General features: G+C 43.2%; 17 protein-coding genes. 13 read left to right on the top strand and 4 right to left on the bottom strand.

Annotation, left to right across the window (positions count from 1 at the left end):
* Positions 1-41 precede the first annotated feature (41 nt).
* On the top strand, positions 42-428 hold the full coding sequence (locus I2C87_RS04615; protein WP_195324100.1) for a VOC family protein: 387 nt from the start codon (positions 42-44) through the stop codon (positions 426-428).
* A 209-nt stretch (positions 429-637) separates the two neighbouring features.
* On the top strand, positions 638-2,008 hold the full coding sequence (locus I2C87_RS04610) for a polysaccharide deacetylase family protein (RefSeq protein WP_229046207.1): 1,371 nt from the start codon (positions 638-640) through the stop codon (positions 2,006-2,008).
* A 309-nt stretch (positions 2,009-2,317) separates the two neighbouring features.
* Here the strand turns inward: I2C87_RS04610 and I2C87_RS04605 are convergent, their stop codons facing one another.
* Both I2C87_RS04605 and I2C87_RS04600 read right to left on the bottom strand, forming a co-directional pair.
* Positions 2,318-3,406, bottom strand: coding sequence for a DEAD/DEAH box helicase (locus I2C87_RS04605; protein WP_129268872.1), 1,089 nt, complete (start codon positions 3,404-3,406; stop codon positions 2,318-2,320).
* A gap of 1 nt (position 3,407) precedes the next feature.
* Positions 3,408-4,385 carry a Gfo/Idh/MocA family protein gene (locus tag I2C87_RS04600; protein WP_048717272.1) on the bottom strand — a complete coding sequence of 326 codons (978 nt, stop codon included), beginning with the start codon at positions 4,383-4,385 and terminating at the stop codon, positions 3,408-3,410.
* A 207-nt stretch (positions 4,386-4,592) separates the two neighbouring features.
* On the opposite strand from I2C87_RS04600, the gene udk reads away from it, so the two are divergent.
* The 5 genes from udk to I2C87_RS04575 all read left to right on the top strand — a co-directional run bounded on the left by udk (position 4,593) and on the right by I2C87_RS04575 (position 8,541).
* Complete coding sequence (gene udk, locus I2C87_RS04595) at positions 4,593-5,228, top strand: uridine kinase (RefSeq protein WP_048691384.1); 636 nt, start codon at positions 4,593-4,595, stop codon at positions 5,226-5,228.
* 66 nt (positions 5,229-5,294) lie between these two features.
* Positions 5,295-5,966 carry a YoaK family protein gene (locus I2C87_RS04590; protein WP_140813885.1) on the top strand — a complete coding sequence of 224 codons (672 nt, stop codon included), beginning with the start codon at positions 5,295-5,297 and terminating at the stop codon, positions 5,964-5,966.
* Between the two features lie 150 nt (positions 5,967-6,116).
* Positions 6,117-6,614, top strand: coding sequence for a GAF domain-containing protein (locus I2C87_RS04585; RefSeq protein ID WP_195324098.1), 498 nt, complete (start codon positions 6,117-6,119; stop codon positions 6,612-6,614).
* Positions 6,614-8,290 carry a DNA polymerase III subunit gamma/tau gene (gene dnaX, locus I2C87_RS04580; protein ID WP_195324097.1) on the top strand — a complete coding sequence of 559 codons (1,677 nt, stop codon included), beginning with the start codon at positions 6,614-6,616 and terminating at the stop codon, positions 8,288-8,290. The genes I2C87_RS04585 and dnaX overlap by 1 nt, the downstream gene beginning before the upstream one ends.
* Before the next feature lie 38 nt (positions 8,291-8,328).
* Positions 8,329-8,541 carry a DUF3272 family protein gene (locus tag I2C87_RS04575; protein ID WP_048690913.1) on the top strand — a complete coding sequence of 71 codons (213 nt, stop codon included), beginning with the start codon at positions 8,329-8,331 and terminating at the stop codon, positions 8,539-8,541.
* Between the two features lie 1,217 nt (positions 8,542-9,758).
* On the opposite strand, the gene birA is transcribed toward I2C87_RS04575, so the two are convergent.
* Positions 9,759-10,700 carry a bifunctional biotin--[acetyl-CoA-carboxylase] ligase/biotin operon repressor BirA gene (gene birA / locus I2C87_RS04570; RefSeq protein WP_048717280.1) on the bottom strand — a complete coding sequence of 314 codons (942 nt, stop codon included), beginning with the start codon at positions 10,698-10,700 and terminating at the stop codon, positions 9,759-9,761.
* Positions 10,701-10,729: 29 nt separating this feature from the next.
* Positions 10,730-11,731 carry a LacI family DNA-binding transcriptional regulator gene (locus I2C87_RS04565; protein ID WP_195324096.1) on the bottom strand — a complete coding sequence of 334 codons (1,002 nt, stop codon included), beginning with the start codon at positions 11,729-11,731 and terminating at the stop codon, positions 10,730-10,732.
* A 141-nt stretch (positions 11,732-11,872) separates the two neighbouring features.
* On the opposite strand from I2C87_RS04565, the gene I2C87_RS04560 reads away from it, so the two are divergent.
* From I2C87_RS04560 to I2C87_RS04535, 6 genes are all read left to right on the top strand, one after another.
* On the top strand, positions 11,873-13,039 hold the full coding sequence (locus tag I2C87_RS04560; RefSeq protein WP_195324095.1) for a galactokinase: 1,167 nt from the start codon (positions 11,873-11,875) through the stop codon (positions 13,037-13,039).
* Positions 13,040-13,048: 9 nt separating this feature from the next.
* Positions 13,049-13,708: an HAD family hydrolase gene (locus I2C87_RS04555; protein WP_195324171.1), complete on the top strand. Its 660-nt coding sequence runs from the start codon at positions 13,049-13,051 to the stop codon at positions 13,706-13,708.
* Entirely contained in the window at positions 13,705-15,177 is a 1,473-nt protein-coding gene (gene galT, locus I2C87_RS04550; protein WP_195324094.1) for a UDP-glucose--hexose-1-phosphate uridylyltransferase, read from the top strand. Before I2C87_RS04555 ends, galT begins: the two co-directional genes overlap by 4 nt.
* Positions 15,178-15,241: 64 nt before the next feature.
* Entirely contained in the window at positions 15,242-16,240 is a 999-nt protein-coding gene (gene galE / locus I2C87_RS04545) for a UDP-glucose 4-epimerase GalE (protein ID WP_195324093.1), read from the top strand.
* Positions 16,241-16,369: 129 nt separating this feature from the next.
* Positions 16,370-16,954: a DUF1307 domain-containing protein gene (locus tag I2C87_RS04540; protein WP_126404078.1), complete on the top strand. Its 585-nt coding sequence runs from the start codon at positions 16,370-16,372 to the stop codon at positions 16,952-16,954.
* A gap of 112 nt (positions 16,955-17,066) precedes the next feature.
* Positions 17,067-17,360, top strand: coding sequence for an ABC transporter (locus tag I2C87_RS04535; RefSeq protein ID WP_129268908.1), 294 nt, complete (start codon positions 17,067-17,069; stop codon positions 17,358-17,360).
* Positions 17,361-17,396: the final 36 nt, after the last annotated feature.

The raw sequence follows: 17,396 nt of genomic DNA, 5'->3' as shown, positions 1-17,396 counted from the left end.
TCTGACTAGTGTATAATAGTAAAAAAAGAAAGAGGTGTCGTATGGCTTCAAAAATGTTACACACTTGTTTGCGAGTGGAGAATTTAGAAGAATCAATTGCCTTTTATGCAGATGCATTTGGCTTTAAGGAATTGCGTCGCAAAGATTTTCCTGAATACAAATTTACGATTGTTTATCTTGGTTTAGAAGGGGATGATTATGAGTTGGAATTAACTTACAACTATGATCATGGTCCTTACATCATTGGAGATGGCTTTGCCCATGTTGCCTTGAGTACGCCAGACCTTGAAGCCCTTCATGCTGAGCATAAGGAAAAAGGTTACCAAGTGACAGATCCTAAAGGCTTGCCAGGAACTCTTCCAAACTATTACTTTATTGTGGACCCAGATGGCTACAAAGTCGAAGTGATTCGTGAAAAGTCCTTATAATCAGCACCATATAACTTGTAATAAAGAGCAGATGTGACTACATCTGTTCTTTTTTTCTGCTTGAAAGTTGCCGGTTCAAAGTGACAGGAGATAGGACTGAGCTACTTTAATTTTCCTTCCATATTTTAGTTTTTATTTTCTAGATTCTAGAGTTTTCTACTGTTTTTTGGTGATAAAATTGCTATAATAAGAGTATGAAGAAATCCTACTTGAAAATACTTATTCTCATCCTCCTCAACCTCCTTTTCATCGGGGGAATTTATCTTGCTTATCAGAAGATTGAGGAAGCACGCGCTATCAAAAATTATAATCAACAGTTTTCCAAAGCAATCCAGGAAGAAGAAGCAGTTGAAAAAGACAAAGATACCATTCTTCAAAAAGGAATGGTCGGTCAATCTTATGTTGCTGCCTACTACCCGAAAAATAACGAAGAACCTATCGCAGTGGTCAAAGAGAGAATTTTGGCTGACGTTGGCTCTCTTCCCCAAGAAGAAAAGAAGAACCAGCAAGCAAAAGAACTATTGTTCTATCATACCGAACGTTCAGAAGACCCATTTGTCGGGGTTCATCCTTATCAGGTGAAGAAGACCCAGTACAAGTGGAAAAACGGTAAGTTCATCAAAGATGGGATCGACAAACTTCCCCTCCTTTATCTAACGGATGAGGGGACGGTCTTCCAATTCTCCCAATTGTTTACGGATGCTGATCTAGCCAAAGAAACCCTCTTAACAGAGTTGCGCTCTCAGCTGGTCTTCCTACAGTTAGGGGAAGATCGAATTGAAGAGCTGATGCAAGCTGTCTCAGCAAGTGATATAGCAAGCTGGCAGTTCACCTACAATCAAGGTGTTCTTTCTATCACACTTCCAGTTACTATTGAGGGCATGGAAACCTTCGATATGCCCCTTTCGAAGCTCTATGATGTGATTGATTCTGCTCGCCTGAATCCTGGAGATCGGGAAGCTTATGAGGCCTACCAAACCCAACGTCACGCTAAGATGGTTGCCTTGACTTTTGATGATGGTCCAGATCCATCGACGACTCCTCAAGCCCTGGATATCCTCAACAAGTACCATGTTAAAGCGACTTTCTTTATGCTTGGGAAGAATGTCTCTGCCTATCCAGAAGTGGCTAAACGGGTCCGTCAGGAAGGACATGAAATCGGGATCCATACTTGGAACCACCCTGTCTTAACTAAGTTGCCTTTGGAGTCAGCTCAAAAAGAAATCATGGATACCAAAGAAGTGATTCAAAAGGTGACTGGAGTGCAAACGAAGATTACTCGTCCTCCTTATGGTTCGATTAATAGTGCCATTCAATATGCAGTGGATCAAGCCTTTATCATGTGGGATGTGGACACCTTGGATTGGAAGAGTCATAACACCGAAGCGATCTTAGCAGAGGTGAAAAAACAAGTCAAACCAGGATCAATTATCCTGATGCATGATATTCACCAAACTTCGATTAATGCTCTCCCAGCTGTGATTCAATACCTTCAATCGCAAGGCTACACCATTGTGACGGTTGATGAACTCTTAAACCACCAAGTGGAAAGTCATCGCCTCTATTACAATCGTAATTAAAAAAATCGTTCGTAAAAATACGAACGATTCAGATTGAAGATAAAGTAATTTTAAAAACTTTCCTTAGGTGAGTACGGACGTCAGCGAACTTCGTAGAAGTTCCATGACTAATTATTGAGCTTAAGGTCTCAATAATTCCGAGTGCCTGAAACGATTGTGTTTCAGGCACTTTTCTCACGGCGGAAAGTTTTTTTCACATTCTTAAATGACTAAAAATATAAGTTGTTTTTTGAAAATCATCCAGCTGTTTTATGTAAAACAATAGTTTGTCTACATTAAAAATCGTTCGTAATACTACGAACGATTTTCTTATTCTTCCCCTATATAGAGTTGAGCTCCCTTAAGGATCAAAGGACGAACAGGGGTTAATTTTTTCAAGCTTTTTAATTCTTCTGGATGGCTAACCAAGGTGATGACATAGCCTTCTTTGCCCATGCGTCCGGTACGCCCAGATCGGTGGATGTAGGTTTCGGCATCTCTTGGAACTTCATAGTTGACGACACATTCTAGTGAGTCGATATCGATTCCCCGCGCTACCAAATCTGTTGCCAGAAGGAGTGTCAGCTGATGATCCTTAAAGCGTTCCAGAATGACTTTCCGGAATTTGACGTTGACGTCACTAGCAAGTGAGACAGCGCTAACTTCTCGGTACTGGAGTTTTTCTTCAGCGCTCCCTAGATCGGACAAGCTATTGAAGAAAACGAGGCCACGAAAGTCTTCGACATTGGATAGTTTTCTGAGGAGTTCGACCTTTTCTCGCTTGTCCACTTCCATATAGAAGTGCTGGATATTGTCCAAGCTTTGCCCTTCTACCTGAATGGTCAGGGTATTGGGCTCGATTTGCTCTGGATCAAACTTGGTCGTTGCACTCATATAGATAAATTGATGATCTCGTGGCGCGTAGTGGCAAATCTTGTCGACAAAGTGATACTGAGAGTCGCTGAAAAGTTGGTCAAATTCGTCCAGGATGATGGTATCGACATTCATCATCTTGATTTTCTTGAGCTTGATCAACTCAAAAATACGGCCTGGAGTTCCGATGAGAATTTCGGGTCCTTTTTTGAGACGTTCGATTTGCCGTTTTTGACTAGAGCCAGAAAGGAAAAGTTGAGCACTTAGTCCAAGAGGCTCTGCCCATTGTTTAGTGACATCAAAGATTTGTCCGGCCAACTCTGTATTGGGGGAGAGGATCAGCAATTGTTGTGCTTTTTTAGGCTTTAGCTTGAGAAGACTAGGGAAGAGATAGGCCAGAGTCTTCCCAGTTCCTGTCGGGCTGACTCCAAGTACGTTCTCCCCTTGGGTGATCGGCTCAAAGAGGCGTTCTTGGATTTCAGTGAGTTGCTCAAAGCCGAGGGTTTTGAGTTGCTCTTGCCAGAGCGGTGGGAATGCTAGTGTCATATTAGTTTTCGTCCTTAAAGTGTATTCCAGCATCTTGGCGCATAGCATAGAGGGCTTGATGGACCATCTGTCCAGTTTGGAGCCAAGTCTGGTAAAGTATCTGGTCGCCTTCTGTCATCATACTAGCAAAGGCCTGGGCTTCTTCTAGCATGTTATGAGGGGCAGGAGTGATTAGAAGCTGGTAGCTGTTTCCAGAATGGTCTTGAAAAACAGCCTCGTTAACGGCTTCAATGCCACTCAGAAAGAGGGTGCCATCTGTTGTGTAGATTTCAGCAGGAAGATTGCTGGTCACATCTTTGCCGGCTTGAATGCCGATGACAAAGTCAGAATAAACCAAGTTACCATGTCCGTTCAAATCGATTGAATTAGGCAATTGCCGCGCCTGATAGGTTACTGATTCAGGTTGACCGAAGAGGCCGATTGCAAAGTAGAGGGGATAGACACCCAGATCCATAAGGGCTCCGCCTGCAAACTGGTCAGAGAAAATATTGGGAGTAGACCCTTTTAAGAACTCAGGCATCTTAGAAGAGTATTTGGCATAGGTCATGTGGCCACCCAAGATGGTCTTGTCTTTGAGAAAGTCTTGGATGGTCGCAAAGGCTTTTTCATGATAGTTGCGAGCTGCTTCAAAGAGATAGACCTGGTGCTCCTTGGCCAATTTGACCAACTCTTCCCATTCCTTGGGAGTAGTGACGGCTGGTTTTTCAAGGATGACATGTTTCTTAGCTAGAAGGGCTAACTTTGCCTGAGGATAGTGGAGTGAATTGGGACTAGCAATGTAGATGACATCCAGGTCACTATCTAAAAAGGCAATCAGATCATCATAGAGGGCCACTTGTCCATAAGGTTGGGTGAAACTACGAGCTTTCTCCAAGGTCCGTGAATAGACCGCTCTTAACTCATACTGGTCTGTTTCTTTAGCTGCAGCCAGGAAGGAATGGGAGATGGCACTGGTGCCGATGATACCGAGTTTTAGCATGGCAGCTCCTTTCAATCAGGTATTTACTGGTTTCATTATATCATGTTTCACCCTAAAAAGATGGAATGGGCCTTTCGAACTGGGACGGAAGGGGAAAGGAGATCCTTCTTTGATTTTGGATGAAAGCCATAGAAAAATGGTTCAAGTCGTGGTCAAGTGACCGCTTTTGTGATAGAATAAATAGGATTATAGAAAATGGAGAAGAAGATGCGAAACAGACCAATTATTATCGGTGTAACAGGCGGTTCTGGTGGGGGAAAAACTAGTGTTTCTCGGGCAATTTTGTCCCACTTCCCGGATGAGAAGATTGCCATGATTGAGCACGATTCTTATTACAAGGATCAAAGCCATTTAACCTTTGAAGAGCGGATTCAGACCAACTATGACCATCCTTTTGCCTTTGATACAGACCTCATGATCGAGCAAATCAATGAGTTGTTGGCTGGACGTCCGGTTGATATTCCAACATATGACTATGCAGCGCATACGCGTAGTGCTAAGACTTATCGCCAGGAGCCTCAGGATGTCTTTATCGTTGAGGGGATTTTGGTCTTGGAGGACAAGCGTCTTCGTGACTTGATGGATATCAAGATTTTCGTTGATACCGATGATGATGTGCGGATCATTCGCCGGATCAAGCGAGATATGGAAGAGCGTGGTCGGAGTTTGGACAGCGTCATCGAGCAGTACTTGGGAGTGGTGAAGCCGATGTACCATCAGTTTATCGAGCCAACCAAGCGCTATGCGGATGTCATCATTCCAGAAGGTGTGACCAATACTGTAGCCATCGATTTGATTACGACTAAGATTGAGAAGATTTTGAGCGAATCACGTGAAGGATAAGATAACAAGTGAGAGAGGTTAGGAAGTAGTGTCCCAGCCTCTTTTCCATGACAAATAGGGAGAAATATGAAAAAGTTAAGAAGGGAGTTTCACTCCAGAAGTAAGGCCTTTGCCTGCCTGCTGACTATGTGTGCGGGTTTTTCAGATGCCTACACCTTTATCGAAAGAGGAGGGACCTTGGCGGCTGGCCAAACGGGAAACGTGGTCTTTCTATCCGTTGGGTTAATCGGCCATGAAATATCTGATGTGGAGGTCAAACTAGCCACCATGTTAGCCTTTATGATCGGGATTTTTTTGATGACCGTCTTTCAGCGCTTCTTTAGTCATTCGGTTTGGCGGCTTAGTACCTTAGTTCCTTTGGTCCTGACGACCTTGGTGGCTGGCTTTCTGCCAAAAGAAGTGCCCAATGTTCTGATCGTGCCTTTCTTTGGACTGAGCTTGGGGATTGTAGCTATTTCCTTTGGAGAAGTCGATGGCTATGCTTACAACCATTCCTTTATGACAGGGAATCTCAAGAAGACCATGGTCGCTTACGGGAATTTTGTGCGGGATCGCAAGATGGAGTTTTTCTGGGAATCCCTCTTTATGACCTCCTTGATTGGGAGTTTTGTCGGAGGGGCTATTCTTTCGACCTTCCTCATCCAATATTATGGCCTTCGGACCATTTGGTTTGTTTCCCTTGTTCTGACCATCTTTCTGACATATCGGGCGATTCAATATGTTCGGAGAGACGCTTAAATGAATTTTTACAAAGTCAGGGACCTTGCTCCCTGGCTTTTTTATTGAGAACATTTGCTTGGTACTTCTGATGTCTAGTCGGGTTTTTATCAAGGCTTGCTCCGTGGTAAATACTTAATTTTCTAGCCAAAGTTTGGTATAATAAAGGGTATGAATACGCAAGAAAAAGAATCACATTACAAACTCTTACTAGCCCAGTTAGAAGCTCTTTTGGAAGGAGAGAGCAATGCCTTGGCCAATTTAGCCAATGCCAGTGCTCTGCTCAATCAAGCTCTACCTCATTCCGTCTTTGCAGGTTTTTACCTCTATGATCAAAAAGAGTTGATTTTAGGCCCCTTTCAAGGACAGGTATCTTGTGTCCATATCGCTCTAGGAAAAGGTGTCTGTGGAGAAGCAGCAGAGAAAAGAGAGACGCTGGTCATCGAGGATGTGACCCAGCATGCCAATTATATCTCTTGTGACAGTCGGGCCATGAGTGAGATTGTGGTCCCCATGGTCTTGAATGACCAGTTGCTTGGAGTGTTGGATCTAGATTCGGATCGGGTGGGAGATTATGACGACCTGGATCGTCTTTATTTGGAACGTTTTGTAGCCATCTTGCTCGAAAAAACAAATTGGAATTTTAGGATGTTTGGAGTAGTAGACTAATGTATCAAGCCCTCTATCGTAAATACCGAAGCCAGACCTTTGGCCAGCTTGTAGGGCAGGAGGTTATTGCGACGACCCTACGACAAGCTGTCGAACAGGGAAAAATTAGCCATGCCTATCTCTTTTCTGGCCCTCGTGGGACGGGGAAGACCAGTGTGGCGAAAATCTTTGCCAAGGCCATGAACTGCCCCAATCAAAAAGGGGGAGAGCCTTGTAACGAATGCTATATCTGTGAAGCCATTACCAATGGCAGTTTAGAGGATGTCATCGAGATTGACGCTGCTTCTAATAATGGGGTGGATGAGATCCGCGATATCCGCGACAAATCGACCTATGCGCCTAGCCTGGCCCCTCACAAGGTCTATATTATCGACGAGGTCCACATGCTCTCGACGGGAGCCTTTAATGCCCTTCTCAAGACCTTGGAAGAACCGACAGAAAATGTGGTCTTTATTTTAGCAACAACGGAATTGCATAAGATTCCAGCAACCATCCTTTCGCGGGTTCAACGCTTTGAGTTCAAATCAATCAAGACGCCAGCCATTCAAAACCACCTAAAAGCTGTTTTGGATAAAGAAGGCATTGATTACGAAGAAGAAGCTGTAGCCATTATTGCCCGTCGGGCAGAAGGTGGGATGCGGGATGCCTTGTCCATTTTGGACCAGGCCCTCAGCCTGACAGCTGGTGCCCAATTGACCACTGCGACGGCAGAAGAAATCACAGGCTCCATCAGTCAAGAAGCTTTGGATCTCTATGTGGCAGCCTTGGCAGCACAAGATGCAACAGCTGCCTTGGACCAGTTAAACTTCATCTTTGATAATGGGAAAAACATGGCCCGCTTTGTGACAGATCTCCTGCAGTATTTGCGGGATCTCCTGATTGTTCAGACAGGTGGGGAAAATCTCCATGTAAGTGAACGATTTAACCAGAATCTAGCCATTCCGCAAGCTACCCTCTTTGCTTGGATTGATCTTGCGACAAGGAGCTTAGCAGATATCAAAAACAGCCTGCAGCCCAAGATCTATACAGAGATGATGACCATTCGCTTGGCAGAATACAAAGGTGGGGGCTCTTCAGCTAGTCAAACGGCTTTTCCAGAAGATTTCTTGGCACAAATGGACCAACTCAAAAGAGAAGTGGAGTTACTGAAAAGTCAATTAGCTCAAGTAGGGAGCGGGGCTCCTGTAGCCAAGTCGGCTCCAGCCCGTCCTCAGAAGTCCAGCAAGGGATATCGAGTGGATCGCAATAAGGTTCAAGCCATCTTACAAGAAGCGGTTGAAAATCCAGATTTGGCCCGTAACAATCTCATCCGCCTGCAAAATGCTTGGGGGGAAATTATTGAAAGCTTAGCAGGGGCAGATAAGGCCTTGCTGGTTGGTTCGCAACCGGTTGCGGCAAATGAACGCCATGCGATTCTTGCTTTTGAGTCTGCCTTTAATGCCGAACAGACCATGAAGCGAGATAACCTCAATACCATGTTTGGCAATATTTTAAGCAATGCAGCCGGATTCTCACCTGAAATTTTGGCCATTTCCATGGAGGAGTGGACCCAGGTCCGGGCGGAATTCTCGAAGAAAGCGCGTGGTCACAAGGAAGAAGTCGAGGTAGCAGAAGAGTCTGTCATTCCGGAAGGTTTCGATTTCCTCTCTGACAAAATTACTGTTCAGGAAGACTAGGATGTGCTTTTTCCAGAAAATCGTGGTAGAATATCAATATGAATAAACGTCAATTTTGGACTATGGCTATCTTTACAGCCTTTGAAACCTATTTTTTCAATGATGCAGTGATGAGAGAAAGCTACCTTGCAGCTATCTTCTGGGCTCTCTTGATACTGAGAAATTTGCAAGTCAGCTATATCTTAGGGAAATTGGTCGAAAGTATCGATCAACAGCTCAATCAGAAAAAACGAGATAAGTATAAAAAATAAGCACCGACTGGTGCTTATTTTAGATTGAATATAAAGTCTACTTAAAAACTTTCCTTAGGTGAGTACGGACGTCAGCGAACTTCGAAGAAGTTCCATGACTAATTAAGATACAAAGGGCGTCTGCGGATAAAGTCAAAATAGGAAGTTTGACGCAGAATCTTTCGATTCTAGGATAACTTATCTTTTTGACACAATCCGCAGCCCGTGTTCAATTAGTTTTGAACCCTTCGCTCTTTAATTTCTGTGCTCAGGCTAAAACAGTTTCCCAAACTGTTTTACTCCCAAAACTCCCGAGTGCCTGAAACAATTGTGTTTCAGGCACTTTTCTCACAGCGGAAAGTTTTATATTTCCTTTCCTGACTCAAAAAATAGCTGTCATTTTTTTGAAGAGTAAACTGACTACTTTATGTAATTAGGAGTTTGTCTGCTTTCTAAAATAAGTATCAAGAGGCACTTTTTTTAGAGTCTCTATAATTTCTGTAGTGGGTAAACCAACGTCGGAATTATAGAGCCTATTTTGTTGTAGAAAAGGACTTAGTCCTGTGCAATACAGAACGAAATCCTTTGTGTCAATTCATTGTCTAACTTTTTGGGGTCAGTATACACGATGGGTGTTTTTTTATGTATACAATGCTTGAATTTTTAAGAACCTTAAGTTTATCATGCTGTTATCTAAAAAGTTAATTTTATAGAGTTTACTAAGATAGTTGCTGAGTTTTTTTGTTTATCATTCAAAGTTTATTATACCATAAATATTATTAGAAAAACAGACTTGAATTAATTTGAAATTGGTGTATGATGAAGATGTAAAAACGATAAAAATAGCCTGTTAGAAAGAGGAGGAAAAGAATGAATCAGGCTATATAAAATTGGTGATTGGTATTTAATGTTGTAAAACAAGAAAGGGTAAGGTAAAAAATGCAATTACATAAAAAAATTTTTATAGTGGCCTTGGTTTTATCCATTTGTATCTCACTATATTTTCTTATCAATCCGTCTAATATCTTCACCTTTCCGATCCGTGTGCATGAATTTGATGACACATTTAAATATTACATGTTTGTGAAGATTGGAATTGTATTATTATTTATCAAATTCTTACTGGATATATGCTTAGAGTATATCAAGAATTATTTTAAAAAGCTTTGATCTGTCTTCACACAAAAGAGTCTGAGAAATGTTTTGTCTCAGACTCTTTTTTGAGCTGTTGGTCTGCTTTACAGGTCCCACTGTTTGAGGGAAATTTCGCCACTGTTGAGCCAGCGTTCTTGGCCGTCCTCCAGTTGGACTAGTAGTTGTCCACTGTCTGAGATATCTCTGGCCAGACCTTGGTAGCTGGTCTGATTTTGTTCGAAACGGACTTCCTTACCTAGGACCAGTGAACGTTGTTTGTAGAGGTAGATCAACTCCTCTTCTGGAGTGGTGAAAAATTCCTTCCAAATCTCAGCAATCAGTTCATTGCGGGAAATGGGAGGCTGGGCACCAAAGAGGGACCCTGCCTTGTCTTTCAGTTCCTTTGGAAAATCAGTGATGGCAAAATTGAGGCCCACACCAATAATGACATCTGTGATAAGGCCTGTTTCGATGGAACTGATGGCTTCAGTCAGAATGCCTCCGACTTTTTTCCCCTTGTAGTAGATGTCATTAACCCACTTGATATCAATATCCAATAAGGCCAGATTTTTCAGGGCCTTGTAGATAGCAGCTGCGACCATGAGGGTATAGGCGGGAGCTTGATCAAAGGGGAGGTTGGGCTTGAGATGGAGAGACATGTAGATTCCCCCTTGAGAAGGACAGTAGTAGTCGCGCCCAAAACGTCCCTTACCAGCTGTCTGGAAAGGAGCCAGATAAAGAGTAGAAGATTGTCCACCAGCTTCCATGGCATTCTTGGCATCTAGCTGGGTGGATTGGCACTGGGTATTATAGGAGACTGTTAGAGGACAATGCTCCTCGATAACTTGGGGTATTAGGAGGTCTCCAGAAAGTATCTTGTAGCCTCGATTTTTGACGGACTCAATCTCGATGCCTTCTTTTTCTAGACGTTGAATAGCCTTCCAGATAGACGTGCGAGACAGCCCCATTTCTTGGGCTAGTTGCTCGCCGTTGACATAGTCTTTCGCTTGGGCTAAAGTCTGGTATAAAATTTCGTGTGTTTTCATAAATTCTTATTTTCTGAAAGGATAGAGGATCATCTATTCTTTGTACTTTCTCTAATAGTTAGCTTGGTTCCTAGCATAGTGAGGGTGGGTATTTCTCTCGGAGATAGGACTTGTTTATTTAGGACATCCATAGCGGTTCGTCCCATTTCTTCTGTAAAAACAGTGATGGTCGAGAGGGGAGGAAAGACTTGCTTGGCTAAACTGGTATCATTAAAGGAAATGAGTTGGATATCATCAGGGACCTTAATACCGGCCTCTTGAAAAGCCCGGAGAGCCCCGATGGCCAAACTATCACTCGCAGCAAAATAGGCATCTGGTAAAGGTGAGCCAGACTGAAGCTTAGAGGAAATGAGATCGTAGCCTGATTGAGCTGTAAAACTTCCTGTGAGGATGAGTTCAGGGTGATAAATACTTCTTTCAATACAATAGTTTCGATAGGCTCGTCGCCGAGGATCGGGAATACTTTCCAATAGGTCAGTTGTTTTTTCCTCACCGGTTAGGAGCCCAATTGTTTGACAGCCATGTTTTCGTAAATAGGAAAGGGCAGTCTGTACAGCATTTTCAAATTCAGTCGTGACACAAGGGTGTCCTTGGTTAAGCGTGTTACTATCGACAAAAACTAGAGGCTTGTCTAGCCTTTCTAGCTCGAGAATCTGAACCCTACTAAATTTTCCGATACAAAGGACCCCAATAACTTCCTCACCTAATCGAAAAGGAATATCATTGAAATAGCGGAGAATCTCATAGTCGAGATCCTGTGCTCTTTTTTCAATCCCCAAGCGAATGTTGTAGTAGTAGAGGTCGTCCAGCTCTCCCTCTTCACTTTTCCATTGGATGATGACAATTTGTTGTTTTTCTTTCTTAAAGTTCCCACTTTTCTGATGTCTGGTGTAGCCTAGTTCGTCAGCAACGGTCAAAATTCTGTGGCGGGTTTCCTCCGTTACAGAAAGACTAGTATCTTGATTCAGCACACGTGAAACAGTGGCGATGGATACGTTAGCGAGACTGGCAATATCCTTTAATGTAGCCATAAGTTTTCTCCTTCTGTCTTCTAGTATATCATAGCTTTGGCCTGGTTAGTGTATTTTACTAAAATTTTAGTAAATTAATTGATTTGCTTGATGAAAAGGGTTACACTAAAGATAAATAACTATATAAGTGAGGTAATCTCAATGAATACTCTAGAACTTCGGAACGCTTTTCAAACAGTCTTTGGAGCAGAAGCGGATCATACTTTTTTCTCACCAGGACGGATTAATCTGATCGGTGAACACACTGACTATAATGGTGGTCATGTCTTCCCAGCAGCCATCACACTTGGTACCTACGGAGCAGCAAGAAAGCGTGAGGATAAGGTCTTGCGTTTCTTCTCAGGAAACTTTGAAGACAAGGGGATCATTGAAGTTCCACTTGAAAATCTCCACTTTGAAAAAGAGCACAACTGGACCAACTATCCAAAAGGTGTGCTACACTTCTTGCAAGAAGCAGGTCACGTCATTGATAGCGGAATGGACGTCTATGTCTACGGCAATATTCCAAATGGATCTGGTCTTTCTTCTTCAGCTTCCCTTGAGCTCTTGATTGGCGTCATTGCTGAGAAACTATATGATCTTCAGTTAGACCGTCTAGATTTGGTCAAGATCGGGAAACAAACCGAAAATCACTTCATCGGAGTTAACTCTGGGATCATGGACCAATTTGCCATCGGTATGGGGGCTGATCAACGGGCTATCTATCTTGATACCAATACACTAGAATATGATCTGGTACCGCTAGACCTCAAAGACAATGTTGTGGTAATCATGAATACCAACAAACGCCGGGAATTAGCGGATTCAAAATACAATGAACGCCGTGCGGAATGTGAAACTGCCGTCTCTGAACTCCAAGAAAAACTAGACATCCAGACCTTAGGGGAATTGGACCTCTGGACTTTTGATGCCTACAGCTACTTGATCAAGGATGAAAATCGCATCAAACGGGCTCGTCATGCTGTACTTGAAAACCAACGAACCCTCCAAGCACGAAAGGCACTTGAAGCAGGTGACTTGGAAGGCTTTGGCCGTCTCATGAATGCTTCCCACGTATCCTTGGAGCATGACTACGAAGTGACAGGTCTAGAATTGGATACCTTGGTGCATACAGCCTGGGAACAAGAAGGTGTCTTGGGAGCTCGTATGACAGGAGCAGGCTTTGGTGGTTGCGCCATCGCCCTTGTAAACAAAGATAAAGTTGAAGCATTTGAAGAAGCTGTCGGCAAACGCTATGAAGAAGTTGTTGGCTATGCGCCTAGCTTTTATATTGCAGAAGTTGCGGCAGGGACACGGGTTTTAGACTAGGTGATAATAATAGAAGCTGTAATATTTGATTTAGATGGCTTATTAGCTGATACGGAAATCATTTCTCTAAAAGTTTATCAAGAATTGCTTAGAGATTTTGGAATTCCTTTCACAGAAGAAACTTATTCTAGAGACTACAGTGGACATAGGGAAGAGGAAAATGTTCAACGATTTTTGGATACCTATGATTTACCTTGGAATTTCGAACAAACCTTGGCTAAAGTCTATGAACTGGAAGCTAAAATCTTAGCCCAAGGTGTTCATTTAAAAAAAGGTGCTAAAAATTTGCTTTCTTTTTTGAAAAGAGAGGGCATTCCAATCGCCCTAGCAACTTCAAGTGTTGAATCTCGGGCTAGAATGATCTTGGATAGCAATGGGATACTGTCCCTATTTGACCATTTAGTTTTTTCAAAAGATGTCAAACGAAGTAAACCTTACCCAGATATATTTTTAAAGGCTTGTAGTGATTTGAATGCTTTTCCAGAGAATTGCTTAGTGCTAGAGGATAGTGAAGCAGGGATTGAAGCAGCCTATCAGGCTGGAATCCCAGTCATATGTGTTCCAGATTTAAAAGTACCAGCACAGTCTTTCTTAACTAAAGCAGAACAAGTTTTCCAGGATTTGGATGCTGTCAGAGACTATTTAAAACGTAAGAAGGAGAATCAATGAATCAGGGAATTTTGGATGCATTTGTCACAGCCGTCATTGCGACGAGTGACTACGAAGAGATGGATCGGATTTATCTAAAAAATCGCATCATGAGTCGCGTTGGAGAAGAAGGGCTAGACGCCCCAGCTCAAAAAGAAGACTTGATTGCGCTCAAAGATCAGCTGGTAGAGATCGCTGTTGCAAATAGCAAGATCCAAGACAGCATGGCCACCAAGGACAGCTTGGGTGCAGAGTTGATGGATTGGATCACACCTAGCCCTAGTCAGGTCAACCATCGTTTCTGGGAGACCTACCGTCAGTCTAAAGAAGACGCTATTGCGGATTTCTATGCCCTCTCTAAGCGCAATGATTACATCAAGGTAGAGGCCATTGCGCAAAATATTGCCTTTGAGGCAGAAACTCCCTACGGTTCTCTTGAAATCACCATTAATCTGTCAAAACCTGAAAAAGATCCTAAAGACATTGCAGCGGCCAAGCTTGCCAAAGCCAGTCATTATCCAGCCTGCCAATTGTGTTTTGAAAATGAAGGCTATCAAGGTCGCCTAGACCATCCAGCTCGCGCCAATCACCGGATCATTCGCTTTGATATGGACGATCATGACTGGGGTTTCCAGTATTCCCCTTATGCCTACTTCAATGAACACTGCATTTTCCTCGATAGCCAGCATGTTCCCATGGCCATTAGCCGCAAGACCTTTGAGCGACTATTGACCATTGTCGAGACTTTTCCAGGCTATTTTGCGGGCTCCAATGCAGATCTGCCCATTGTAGGGGGATCCATCCTGACTCATGACCATTACCAAGGCGGACGCCACACCTTCCCTATGGAGCTAGCTCCTGTGGAGGAAAGCTTTAGCGTTGAGGGCTTTGAGGCTGTATCGGTAGGAATTGTCAACTGGCCCATGTCGGTTCTCCGCTTGCAATCGGACGACAAGGCGCAATTGATTGCCCTGGCAGACCATATCCTAACAGCCTGGCGAGGCTACTCGGATCCAGCCGTTCAAGTCTTAGCGGCATCCGACGGTCAGCCCCACCATACCATTACCCCCATTGCACGGATTCGTGATGGGCATTATGAACTGGACTTGGTGCTCCGTGACAACCAAACCTCACCAGAGCATCCAGATGGTATCTATCACCCGCATGCAGATGTGCAACACATCAAAAAAGAAAATATCGGCCTGATCGAAGTCATGGGGCTAGCGATTTTGCCACCTCGTCTTAAGGAAGAACTCAAGCAGGTCCAAGACTATCTACTTGGACGTGAGAGCACGGTAGCGACCTACCACCAGCCTTGGGCAGATGATTTGAAAGCCACTCACCCATCCCTCACAGATGAAGCAGAGGCAGAAGCCCTTGTCCGTAAATCAGTCGGTCAAATCTTTGCGCGGGTGCTGGAAGATGCTGGTGTCTACAAGCGAACAGCAGAAGGCCAGACAGCCTTTAGACGCTTTGTTGCGACACTTTAAGTGTGGAGAAGAGGCAGAAATTTGGTACAATAAGAGAGAAAACAAAGAAGCGAAAGGAAAATAAATGGCAATACTCGTACTCGGAGGAGCTGGCTATATCGGTTCCCACATGGTGGACCGCTTGGTTAATGAAGGACAGGAAAAAGTCGTCGTGGTCGATAGCCTGGTCACAGGCCACCGTGCAGCGGTGCATCCAGATGCCGTCTTTTACCAAGGAGACCTAGCAGATCAAGACTTTATGCGCACTGTTTTTAAGGAACATGCAGATATTGACGCCGTCATCCACTTTGCGGCCTACTCACTGGTCGCTGAATCCATGGCAGATCCATTGAAATATTTTGACAATAATACAACAGGCATGGTTAAACTCTTGGAAGTCATGCATGAATGTGGGGTGCACTACATCGTCTTTTCTTCAACTGCTGCCACCTACGGCATTCCAGAAGAAATTCCGATTCTTGAAACCACTCCACAAAATCCGATCAACCCTTATGGTGAAAGCAAGCTCATGATGGAAACCATCATGCGTTGGGCTGATCAAGCCTACGGCATCAAGTATGTGCCCCTTCGTTACTTTAATGTAGCAGGTGCTAAGCCTGACGGATCCATCGGAGAAGACCATGGACCAGAGACCCATCTCTTGCCGATCGTCTTACAAGTGGCCCAAGGCAAACGCGAAAAGATCTCTATTTTTGGAGATGACTACCAGACACCAGATGGCACCAATGTTCGGGACTATGTCCATCCATTTGACTTGGCGGATGCCCATCTTTTAGCAGTGGAGTATCTGCGTAATGGCAACCCATCTACTGCCTTTAACCTGGGCTCGTCGACTGGATTCTCCAATCTTCAAATCGTAGAAGCAGCCCGAAAGGTGACGGGACATCCAATCCCTCTGGAGATTGCAGATCGTAGACCAGGAGATCCAGATACCCTGATTGCATCCTCTGAGAAGGCGCGTGCCATCCTCGGCTGGCAACCAAAATTTGACAATATCGAAACCATTATCCAAACAGCCTGGGCATGGCATTCCAGCCATCCAGATGGCTACAATGATCGATAAGTAGGGGACTGCGAACATCATTTTTGATGCTTTTCTAATAACATCTAAAACGACAGTTGATCCTGCAAAATGACTCGTTTCAGACATCCGTCATTTCCCTAACCATCATAAAAAAGTGAGGTATTCAAAATGAATAAAACCACAAAAATGTTAGCCGTCTTCTTGACAGCGGGTCTTCTTTTAGCTGGTTGCGCACAAAAAGAAAGTACAAAATCTACTAGTCCATCGTCCACTAAGGCGACTAGTAAAGCAACAAGCAAATCATCCGCTAAAGAGAAGACAAAAGAGTCATCAACGGATGAAAGCCAAAAAGAGGATGCACTAGCAGGTGCTCAAAAAACGGTTCTTGAATCGAGTGATGAAGCAGGTAAGTCCACTGTAACCTTGTATTACAAGGGAGATACCTTGTTAGTACAAGAAAAAGTTGATGATTACGACGTCTCAAAAGTTCCTGGTGAAAACCCTCTTGAATCCATGAAAGAAGCCGTTGCTAAGAGCCAAGAAATGTTCAAAGATTTGATGGGACAAGGATTTGAACTGACATCAGAATACAAAGATGGAATCTTTTATATCCGCAATACCATTGATTACACAAAAATAGATTTGAAAAAATTAAAAGAAATCGTACCAGGCTTTAATCCCCTAGATGACAAAACAGTTAGTTATTCAGTAACGAAAGACAGTCTTATCAAGGGCGGTATGGTAGAAAAATAAACTAAATGGAGAGCAGCTCAGTTTGCTGCTCTTTTTTAGTTTGGCATGAATTCATGGACATATTTTGGTAGAATAGAATTTAAGGAAAATAGTGAAATGGATAAACAGTAGTATGAAAGAAACTTTTTTAGAAGCGATCGATCATTTGTTGTCTATCATTGACAAATATAATATTAAAAATATTGGTCCACAAGTGGATGAGCTACATATTTTGAAAGAATATGTAAATACTAATAAAGAAATGAGTTTAAGAGATAAATTGACAATTTATCAAGCCCTTTTTCCACCACATGGGGGACTTTCTGATATTTATTATTGGGATAATGACTTTGAAAAAAGAAACCAGATTAACAATATCCTATCCTGTTCTAACAAGATAATTTCTGAGTATTTATTGAATCGATAAAGAGAGGTTTAAAATACCTCTCTTTTACTTTAACTA

It is taken from the genome of Streptococcus sp. 1001283B150225_161107_H12 (assembly GCF_015552665.1).
In the GTDB taxonomy this organism is placed as follows: Bacteria; Bacillota; Bacilli; order Lactobacillales; family Streptococcaceae; genus Streptococcus.
The sequence above is the reverse complement of the archived record's forward strand: the minus strand, read 5'-3'. Positions and strand labels throughout refer to the sequence as shown.